General features: G+C 43.7%; 9 protein-coding genes. 4 read left to right on the forward strand and 5 right to left on the reverse strand.

The window, feature by feature from the left end:
• Positions 1 to 77: 77 nt before the first annotated feature.
• On the reverse strand, positions 78 to 1,139 hold the full coding sequence (gene sohB / locus VOR_RS0112370; protein ID WP_010320013.1) for a protease SohB: 1,062 nt from the start codon (positions 1,137 to 1,139) through the stop codon (positions 78 to 80).
• A gap of 90 nt (positions 1,140 to 1,229) precedes the next feature.
• Here sohB and VOR_RS0112375 point away from each other — a divergent pair, with 90 nt between their 5' ends.
• Positions 1,230 to 1,973, forward strand: a complete 744-nt coding sequence (locus tag VOR_RS0112375; RefSeq protein ID WP_010320014.1) for a YciK family oxidoreductase — start codon at positions 1,230 to 1,232, stop codon at positions 1,971 to 1,973.
• Between the two features lie 160 nt (positions 1,974 to 2,133).
• Here the strand turns inward: VOR_RS0112375 and VOR_RS0112380 are convergent, their stop codons facing one another.
• Positions 2,134 to 3,078: a chemotaxis protein CheV gene (locus VOR_RS0112380; RefSeq protein ID WP_010320015.1), complete on the reverse strand. Its 945-nt coding sequence runs from the start codon at positions 3,076 to 3,078 to the stop codon at positions 2,134 to 2,136.
• A 90-nt stretch (positions 3,079 to 3,168) separates the two neighbouring features.
• A complete protein-coding gene (gene mlc / locus VOR_RS0112385) occupies positions 3,169 to 4,386 on the reverse strand; it encodes a sugar metabolism global transcriptional regulator Mlc (RefSeq protein WP_010320016.1) in 1,218 nt (405 codons plus the stop codon).
• 279 nt (positions 4,387 to 4,665) lie between these two features.
• On the opposite strand from mlc, the gene pyk reads away from it, so the two are divergent.
• Positions 4,666 to 6,114 (forward strand): pyruvate kinase, encoded by a 1,449-nt coding sequence (gene pyk / locus VOR_RS0112390; RefSeq protein ID WP_010320017.1) that lies wholly within the window; start codon positions 4,666 to 4,668, stop codon positions 6,112 to 6,114.
• Between the two features lie 48 nt (positions 6,115 to 6,162).
• Here the strand turns inward: pyk and VOR_RS0112395 are convergent, their stop codons facing one another.
• Positions 6,163 to 7,335: a patatin-like phospholipase family protein gene (locus VOR_RS0112395; RefSeq protein ID WP_010320018.1), complete on the reverse strand. Its 1,173-nt coding sequence runs from the start codon at positions 7,333 to 7,335 to the stop codon at positions 6,163 to 6,165.
• Between the two features lie 18 nt (positions 7,336 to 7,353).
• The gene (gene cydH, locus VOR_RS18760; protein WP_010320019.1) at positions 7,354 to 7,443 is read right to left on the reverse strand and encodes a cytochrome bd-I oxidase subunit CydH; all 90 of its coding nucleotides are present in this window, start codon (positions 7,441 to 7,443) and stop codon (positions 7,354 to 7,356) included.
• A 134-nt stretch (positions 7,444 to 7,577) separates the two neighbouring features.
• Here cydH and VOR_RS0112405 point away from each other — a divergent pair, with 134 nt between their 5' ends.
• Both VOR_RS0112405 and VOR_RS0112410 read left to right on the forward strand, forming a co-directional pair.
• On the forward strand, positions 7,578 to 8,162 hold the full coding sequence (locus tag VOR_RS0112405) for an outer membrane beta-barrel protein (protein WP_010320020.1): 585 nt from the start codon (positions 7,578 to 7,580) through the stop codon (positions 8,160 to 8,162).
• A gap of 478 nt (positions 8,163 to 8,640) precedes the next feature.
• Positions 8,641 to 9,895 (forward strand): sodium-dependent transporter (locus tag VOR_RS0112410; protein ID WP_010320021.1); only part of this gene is annotated, 1,255 nt, incomplete at its 3' end.

Raw genomic sequence — 9,895 nt, forward strand, 5'->3', positions numbered from 1 at the left:
CTTCTCCGCTTATCCGCTTATCCGCTTAATACTCTCTGAAAAAATAATCTGCCTGCTTCGAGAAAGAAGCGCCTAACTTAAACGATTGGCCGTTGGCCGCGACTGATCAATTTCAGCAACACGCTATCGGCCGCTTCGCCTGCAACGCCAGCCAATTTATCAGTCAGTTTTTTCTTCTGCACATAATGGATCGCCAGTACCGTTTTATCTTTACACGCAGCAACCACTAAGTCGTCAGAAGTTTTGATCTCATCGACTAAACCGAGCTCTTGAGCTTGAGTCCCAAACCAGTGTTCACCAGTGGCCACTTTCTCAAGGTCAAGCGCTGGGCGATGCTCGCGGATAAAATTTTTAAACAGTTCGTGAGTCTCTTCGAGTTCCTTCTTAAACTTATCGCGCGCTTTATCGCTGTTTTCACCAAACATAGTCAGGGTGCGCTTGTATTCACCGGCGGTCAATTGTTCAAATTCAATATCATGTTTTTTAAGCAGTTTATTGAAGTTAGGCAACTGTGCAATAACCCCAATGGATCCGACAATCGCAAAAGGAGCGGCCACAATTTTATCAGCAATACACGCCATCATATAGCCACCGCTGGCAGCCACTTTATCCACTGCGATGGTTAAGGGTAATCCAGCCGCTTTAATGCGATCGAGCTGCGAAGAAGCCAAACCATAACCATGCACCATGCCACCGCCAGTCTCTAAACGCAGCAGCACTTCATCACCTTGACGAGCAACAGCGAGAATGGCGATCACTTCCTCGCGTAGTGAACTCACTTCTTTAGCATCAATACTGCCATTGAAATCCAGCACAAAAAGATGCGGTTCACGTTTGGTATCTAATGCTCCCTCTTTCGCCGCTTTTTTGATCGCTTTATCACGTGCTTTGTTTTTCTCTTTTTCGCTTTTATTTTCTGCTTTATCACGAGCCTTCAAGAAAGCCTCATCATGTAGATGGTGTTCCATCTGCTCGACCATTTCTTTATGACGCTCGGTTAAATTCACCACTTCCAGCTCGCCTTTCTGCGCGCTGTTTTTTCCGCCCACCGATTTCACGATGACCAATAGCACAACAAGAGCGATGACGATTGTCGCAATCTTGGCCAAAAATAGGCCGTAGTCCAATAAAAATTCCAACGTCCTAATCCTCATAGGTTTTGATTTGGTGTATTGTAACCATCTTGTCACGAAGACTTAAAGCAAATCATAACAATAAGGAAGCACAAGGTGGATTATTCAGTTTCTGCAGATGCCCTCAAAGATAAAGTCATTTTAGTTACGGGTGCTGGCGACGGTATCGGTAAACAAGCCGCCATCAGCTATGCAGCCCACGGCGCAACCGTCATTTTGCTCGGCCGCACGGTGAAAAAATTAGAACAGACGTATGATGAGATAGAAAACGCTGGCTACGCAACAGCTGCGATTGTTCCGCTGGACATGAAAGGAGCCACCAAGCAACATTATCTCGATATGATCGATACCATTGCAGAGCAGTTTGGTCGCTTAGATGGCGTGCTACATAACGCGGGTCTTTTGGGTGTGATCAGCCCGTTTGATCAGATTGGTGAAGATTCTTATGACGATGTCATGCAGGTCAACGTCAAAGCGCAGTTTTTACTCACCCAAGCAGCGCTACCATTGCTGCACAAATCTCAAGATGCGCGGATTGTATTTACTTCTTCAACCGTAGGCCATGATGGTCGTGCTTTTTGGGGCACTTATGCTATATCAAAATTCGCCACAGAAGGGATGATGCAAGTACTGGCTGATGAGCTAAGCAACACGTCAATTAGAGTGAATGCAATTAACCCCGGTGGCACGCGCACAGGGATGCGCGCTAAAGCTTATCCCGCTGAAGATGTGGAGTTGTTGAAAACGCCTAAAGATATTATGCCGCTTTATCTCTATCTAATGGCGCCGGAAGGCCAAGCCATTAATGGTCAATGTATCGACGCACAACCGAAAAAGTAATGGCTTAGCTTTTTCTTAATCTGTCAATGCCTTGCCTCATCAGCAAGGCATTGTTGTTTGAGGTGAACGTTACTATTTGATGTCACCTGTTAACAGGCGTTGAAGAGAAGAGCACTATGATTATAATCAAACAACGAACACCATCAAACTACGGAAAATCTTACGAAAGCACATCACGTAAACGATCTTGCGCTTCTTTCACCAATAAATCCGGTTGAAATTTCGAGATAAAACGGTCACAGCCCACTTTTTTAACCATAGCTTCGTTGAAATTGCCACTCAATGAAGTGTTGAGAATAATGTGCAACGATTTCATTCTCGGATCACTGCGTACCTCAGATGTCAATTTGTAACCATCCATTTCTGGCATTTCAGCGTCGGTAATCATCAATAAAAGCTCATTCGTTACGTCCCTTCCTTCATCACACCATGACTTCAAAAGATTCAGTGCTTCTAAACCATCTCGACATTCAATAATCTCTAAACCAAGTTGTGATAGCGTCCCTTTGACTTGGTTGCGAGCCGTTGAGGAATCGTCCACTATAAGAATTTTTCGCCCAACCATCTCTGAAACCAAGGCATGGTCAAGAACGCCTTCCGAGATAGAGACATCATAATCAATAATCTCAGCTAACACTTTTTCCACATCAATGATTTCAACAATATGACTACTGTTGACCTCTTTAACATGGGTGATAGCGGTCAGATAATTAGAGCGACCAGCTAAACGCGGTGGCGGCTGAATTTCAGTCCAAGCAGTATTGATAATATTGCGAACTTGCCAAACCAAAAAGCCTTGAATGCTTCGGTTGTACTCGGTGATGATGAGGTTATGCTCTTGGTCATCCAAACGAGATGGAGGGAAACCTATCGCACTGCGCAAATCAATGACAGGAACAGGCACTCCCCTCAATGAGGCGACACCCGTAATATTATGATGAGAACCGGGCAATTTTGTTAATTGAGGAACTTTGATCACTTCCCTCACCTTAAACACATTGATCGCAAAGATTTGCCTGCTGTTTAAGCTGAATAAAAGCAGCTCAAGTCGATTCTCTCCGACAAGATTGGTGCGCTGGTCAACCGTATTTAAAACACCTGACATACGAAATCCCGAAAATTATAGTGAACTCACATAACAGTATAGCCATATGGGTTAATTGTAAAAAATATAAATGATCTAACCGCGAAAAAATTAACCTTCGACCACTTTCATCAGCAAAAGTCCATCATAGAGGGCTTGTTTAATCAAAGCCGCACCAGGCATAGTTGCCTGTTTATAAAAGCGTGATTCGACTAATTCGAGATCTTGGTGATAGACGGGTAAGCTCTGCTCTTCGATACATTTTTGTAATGCAGGGTATAACACGTTTTTAGCTTGGTTGATAACACCACCGATCAGAATTTTTTCTGGGTTAAATAGGTTGATCACAATCGCGATAGCGGCCCCTAAGTAACGCCCTAGTTTCTCTATCACATCCACCGCCAATGGGTCACCCTCTGCTGCAGCCTCACAGATATCTTCGATGGTAATTTCTCTGTGCTCAGTCAATGATGAAACCTCACCGTTTGCAATACGCAGCGCCACTTCTTCACGAATCGCTTGCGAACTAGCGACTGTCTCTAAGCAGCCAATATTGCCACAATGACAACGTTTACCATGCGGATCAATTTGGATATGCCCTAACTCACCGATATTCCCATGCCGACCTTGTAGCACCCTGCCATCGAGGATAATTCCGGCACCTAAACCGTGGTGAATAGAGATCAGAACCGAATTTTCATTGCCTTGCGAATGACCAAACAACTTCTCAGCCAGTGCCCAAGCTCGGGTATCATTCGCCACAAAAACAGGTAGCCCCGTCGCCTTATAAATTTCAGGACCAAGAGCCAGATTTTCCACATTGTAATGCGGCATCTGCAGTACAATCCCTTGCTCTGAGTTCACTAAACCGGGCAAAGTAATTGCAATGCTTGTCACGCGATCTAATTGCGACGAGTAGGTTTGAAAAAATTCTTCAATTTCGTAAAGCAACCTAGCGAGCACGTCATCTTGGTCTAGCTCATGGATCTCAATTTTGGTGTCGATCAACACTTCACCACCCAACTCATGCAGAGCAATAATTAGGTAGCCACGGCCTAAACGCATGGATAAAAATTGCCATCCCTCGTTATTGGTTTGTAAACCAACGGCAGGGCGACCACGGCTGATCGCTTCTTGTACTGTCGTTTCATGGATTAAATGAGCTTCAATTAACTCACGAGTAATTTTGGTAATACTTGCCGGAGCAAGCCCACTCTCTTTCGATAAATCAATGCGAGAAATGGGACCTTTTTGGTCGATAAGTTTATATACACGACCAGCATTGACCTGTTTGATATGATCAATATGGCCTGGTTGCGCCATATACATTGGGAGCTCCAGAAATCAATAACATGCCAATTTTTTTACTTTGCGAACTAATTGTGAAGCGCTTTAGTATATTGCCGTGACAAGTATCACGGATATACATAGTTCTTGGTGTATTTAGTCAATAAATTGCTATTTGTTTACATTCAAAAAATATGAAACCACTCTTTTTTTGTGACGAGAATCATCTAGCACCTGTCGATAAATTTAACGCTTATCCCCTTTCTTTCGCCAGATCTTGCATATACTTAATCCAGATTCCCGCCCCATCAGGAGAACACAATGACCGCGGTGTTAAGAAGAACAAAAATCGTCACTACTTTAGGCCCATCAACAGACAAAGGCGAGATATTAGAGGCGATTATCAAAGCTGGCGCAAATGTTGTGCGCATGAATTTTTCACATGGTAGCTCCGAGGACCATAAACTGCGAGCGCAACGAGTAAGAGCTATCGCGGCTAAGTTGGGTCGCCATGTGGCTTTACTTGGTGATTTACAAGGACCAAAGATTCGAGTCTCCACATTTAAAGAAGGAAAAATCTACTTAAATGAAGGTGACCGATTTGTTCTGGATGCAGAGTTACCCCCAGGGCAAGGTGACCAAAATTCGGTTGGCATTGACTACAAAAAACTACCACAAGATGTACAGCACGATGATTTACTGTTACTCGATGACGGACGAGTACAACTACTCGTCACCGCTGTCGATGGTGCAAAAATACATACTACCGTCACTGTTGGTGGCTCACTTTCAAATAACAAAGGCATCAACAAGAAAGGAGGCGGTTTGTCGGCTGAAGCGCTGACAGAAAAAGACAAACGAGACATACTACTGGCCGCCGAAATAAAGGTCGAATATCTGGCTATTTCATTTCCTAGAAATGGCGAAGATATGAAATACGCTCGCCGGCTTGCTCGTGATGCAGGCCTTGAAGCAAAACTCGTGGCAAAAGTAGAGCGAGCAGAAACGGTAGCCAATGATCAGAACATTGATGACATCATTATGGCCTCTGATGTGATCATGGTCGCTCGTGGTGATTTAGGAGTCGAAATTGGAGATCCAGAGCTGGTGGGTGTGCAGAAAAAACTGATCCGCCGCGCTAAGGCACTCAACAGAGTCGTTATCACTGCTACACAAATGATGGAGTCAATGATAGAAAACCCAATGCCAACCCGCGCGGAAGTGATGGACGTTGCCAATGCGGTGCTGGACGGAACCGATGCGGTGATGCTTTCAGGTGAAACCGCTGCTGGGAAATATCCAGTAGAAACGGTTCGTTCAATGGCCGAAGTGTGTGTTGGAGCAGAGAAAATGATCGAAGCTAGCCAGCAAAATTACCGAATCGATACTTCGTTTGTGACTGCTGAAGAAACTATTGCCATGTCCACTATCTATGCCGCCAATCACATGGAAGGGATCAAAGCCATGGTAACTCTAACCGAATCAGGAAGAACAGCACTTATGACCTCCCGCTTAAACTCTGTGCTGCCTATCTTTGCTATGTCACCTAATGAGCGAACTTTAAATCGTTGTGCTCTATATAGAGGGGTCACTCCAGTCTATTTTGACACCAAGGCAGACACTGGATTTGATGTAGCCGTTGCAGCTCTCAATACGCTTAAGGAGAAAAAGCTGTTAGAGTTCGGTGATTTAGTAATCATCACTCAAGGTGACATTATGGATGTTGAAGGGACGACTAACTGTATGCGTATACTTCCAGTCCTTGAGTAATTTGACTATCCCCGTTGGCTGAATAGCCTCGGGGATACTCGACCACGATTATGTCATACGCGACTGATATGCCTGCTGTGCTTGGCTAAAGTCCTCAATAAAACGGTAACCCGCCGCGAGACCTAATTCATAATCATGAAGTAGGTCTTCTTGACGACTGAGTAAGGAGTTCGATCTCAGTGGTTCACTGGGTACAATTTGTAGGATGTAAATATCATCTGGTGGAGCATGCAAAAATTCTTGAGTTAAAGAATACGTTTGGTAATGCACCATCAACATATCCGCCAACCCTGAATCAAATTTGTCGCCAATTAAGTGACTTAAGCGATATATATCGTCAGCGCCAAATAACCAACGCCCACCATTAAGCAGTTCCAAACTTATCTTTTCACGTTTTTGCTGCTTAGAACGCTCTATCTGTTGATGGAGAAAACCACTCCACTCTTGCTTCCAGTGAGACAATTTCTGCTGCCACTGGCCTTGGATATTTTGTAGAGGTTCATGCAACCAATGAGGCTTGTTATAAGACGTAGTATATGGTGAAGGCTTTAATGTTATTCGACTATCGACCGAGGCAACATCAGGACATTCTGTACGAATGACAGCGGCAAAACGAGCACCTTTTCGCCATGCTTCTTGCACTGGAATTGATGCTGATACACCACCATCAATATACAGTTCATTACCCAACTTAACTGCGTGCGGGTATAAGCGAGGAATCGCACAGGTAGCAATCATTACCTCTCGCCAGTTACTTTCTAATACCGGGAAATAATGGTCGTGCAGCGAGTGTGCTGAAGTAACCGCCGCGTAAGCTTTTCTTTTCGCAAGGACTTGGCATCCCATATCGACATCCAACCTATAAGGAAATTCCGATATGCGATCTAAAGCCCAATCCAAGTTCATGAACTGCTTACGCCGAACGTAGCTAAATAGATTAAAAAAATTAGCATCCGTGGTGAGTTCTAAAATAAAAGCTTTGCCTAACCCATGCTGACGACATAGGTAAGCGCACAAATTCAATGCACCTGCAGAGGTGCCATAGAATTCATCAAAGGGATCAAAATTGGAAACAAGGAACGCATCCAACACACCTGCGGTAAAAATACCTCTTTGGCCACCACCTTGGGCAACCAATGCATTTTTTCCTCCAATATACTTCGAGAGCCGATCTAAATCCGCTCTCGTCTCTTTATCAGAGATAGTTCCACTAGTGTTCATCAGCAGAACCCTCGTTGATTAATGGCTGATAGCGATCAAACCAAAACCAATCAGAACATCAAACACTGTTGCAGTAATCACTAATGCATATTTTAGATCAAGTTCCATAGCCACCTCCTACCAGATAACAAAGTAATAACATCAGTGTGAAGTATCTTCAAGAATCGTTGGTTTTTCGTGCACAATTATGGAGTTACTATCACAATAACCTAATCGTTAAAAAGTGGCCGAGGTTAATAGCTATGCATCAATATAATAAAGTCATTCTTATTATAGGATCTTTATCTGCTCCCTATGCACAAGCACAAGTCATCGTTTCTCCTTTTTTTGGGTATACGCTTGGGGGAGAGGTCGCGGATAAAGCTGGCAATGACTATGATTTAAAAGCTTCATCTAGCTATGGCCTCGCTATAGAAACTGATTACGAAAAAGGCCGAATTGGTCTGTTTTATGCTACTCAAAACACCGCGGTTGAAACCATTAACGCGGATGCGAACATCCATTACCTCCACTTTCAAAGCAGCATTTATTATCCGACAAGCCAACAATTGACCGCTTATATAGGCCTAGGTATCGGTGGTTCTTATGCAGATGTTGATTGGGCTAAAGATAAATATGGTTTTTCTTCAAGCTTGTTTGGGGGTTTTGAGTATGCCCTTACCGATAACATTGCGCTGAATAGCCAAGTGCGTTGGTTAGGTACCTCTGTTGACAACGAAACTTCAGCAACCTGTACACTGCCTTCTTCAGAAACGTGCGTGATTCGTTTTAAATCTGATTGGATAAATCAATTTTCGGCTAATATCGGCCTAACAGTTCGTTTTTGAACTGAGATAAAATTGCGGTGTGATTCACTAGTGAGTGTATGTTTTTCAGTCATACACTCTTCGACAAAAAATAGTTTTATCATTTATATTTTCCAACCAGAAAAGTTATAAATCCTATTCTTGTTAAAAAATGGCGCTCATTACACCTAAAACCCAATTAATTAACAACTAATACACCATCAAAAAACCAGAGAGTAACATTTGCAATCTATTGCCTTAACTTCGATTAGTCTGTAGTCTCGAACCCATGCGTAGCTGATTATTTCAGATACGGCAAACACAAATCGAACTATTAAGAACAATATTCTGAGTTCTCGTTAAGCTGACAACACATAAAACTATTTTTTTGCCAGTTCATGGATGATGGCGCAAATATTCACCGGTCTATTTAGTATGCCGATAGTATTCATCACTCCAGCACTGGCTCCTCAGCCGAAGAGAAGCTTCATACCTCAGGGAAGTCGTAAAGGAGTAAACAATGAAGCGAGAACAATGGGGATCCCGTGCAGGGTTCATTCTAGCTGCCGTAGGTTCGGCTATCGGTCTTGGAAACATATGGCGTTTCCCTTATATGGCTTATGAGAATGGGGGCGGTGCATTCTTCATCCTTTATCTTTTCGCCATGATCACCGCGGGTATACCGTTTATGATCCTAGAGTTTAGCATGGGTCAAAAGCATCGCGGTTCAGCACCAGCCACACTGGCTAAAATTCACGCAAAGTTTGAATGGTTAGGTTGGTTCCAAGTAGGGATTGCCGCAGTTATTGCTGTGTATTATGTAGCCGTTATTGGCTGGGCTATTTCCTACTTTGGTATGTCGTTTACACAAAGTTGGGGAACCGATACTAATGCTTTCTTCTTTAGCAACTATTTAGCACTCGGCGATAATTCACCGACCAATCTCGGTAGCATTCAATGGAAAATCGCCATTGCAATGCTGATTGCATGGGCCATTACTTATGCTGCTATCGTCGGTGGAGTGAAATCAGGGATCGAACGTGCTTCAAAAATCATGATGCCAATACTGTTTATCATGGTACTGCTTTTGATTGGTCGCATGATTTTCTTGCCCGGTGCATTAGATGGCGTGAACTACATGTTTGAACCTGACTTTAGCAAGATATGGGATGTGAAGGTTTGGGCTGCTGCTTATGGGCAGATTTTCTTCACCCTAAGCATTGGTTTTGCCATCATGCTGGCGTATTCGAGCTATCTTCCCGAGAAATCAGACATTACCAATAATGCCTTCATGACAGTATTGATTAACTGTGGCTTCTCAATTCTGGCAGGGATTATGATTTTCTCTGTTCTTGGCTACATGGCTCATGAACAAGGTAAACCGTTGACCGAGGTCGTATCTGCGGGCGTCGGTCTTGCCTTTGTCACGATCCCAGCAGCTATTAACCTACTACCAGCACCTTATATCCTTGGGCCAATCTTCTTCTTTGCACTTGTTGTTGCAGGCCTAAGCTCACACATATCAATCATTGAAGCTGTCACCTCAGCCGTCATCGATAAACTAAAGTGGAGCCGTAAAAAAGCGGCTAATGTTGTGATCAGCATAGGGTTTGTGATTTCAATGGCCTTTGCGACCAACGGCGGCCTGTTATTGCTCGACCTTGTCGATCACTTTGCAAATAACGTGGGCATTATGGTGAGCTGTCTAGTGGAACTTACGCTAATGGCATGGCTATTTAAGATTTCTGACGTACGCAAATACGTCAACAGCATTT

It is taken from the genome of Vibrio ordalii ATCC 33509, from assembly GCA_000257205.1.
Taxonomy (GTDB): domain Bacteria; phylum Pseudomonadota; class Gammaproteobacteria; order Enterobacterales; family Vibrionaceae; genus Vibrio; species Vibrio ordalii.

Excerpts from the sequence above, each read along its gene's own strand:
- mlc (WP_010320016.1), bottom strand. The coding sequence starts at position 4,386 with ATGTATATGGCGCAACCAGGCCATATTGATCATATCAAACAGGTCAAT.
- VOR_RS0112380 (WP_010320015.1), bottom strand. The coding sequence starts at position 3,078 with ATGTCAGGTGTTTTAAATACGGTTGACCAGCGCACCAATCTTGTCGGA.
- pyk (WP_010320017.1), top strand. The coding sequence starts at position 4,666 with ATGACCGCGGTGTTAAGAAGAACAAAAATCGTCACTACTTTAGGCCCA.
- cydH (WP_010320019.1), bottom strand. The coding sequence starts at position 7,443 with ATGGAACTTGATCTAAAATATGCATTAGTGATTACTGCAACAGTGTTT.
- VOR_RS0112395 (WP_010320018.1), bottom strand. The coding sequence starts at position 7,335 with ATGAACACTAGTGGAACTATCTCTGATAAAGAGACGAGAGCGGATTTA.
- VOR_RS0112405 (WP_010320020.1), top strand. The coding sequence starts at position 7,578 with ATGCATCAATATAATAAAGTCATTCTTATTATAGGATCTTTATCTGCT.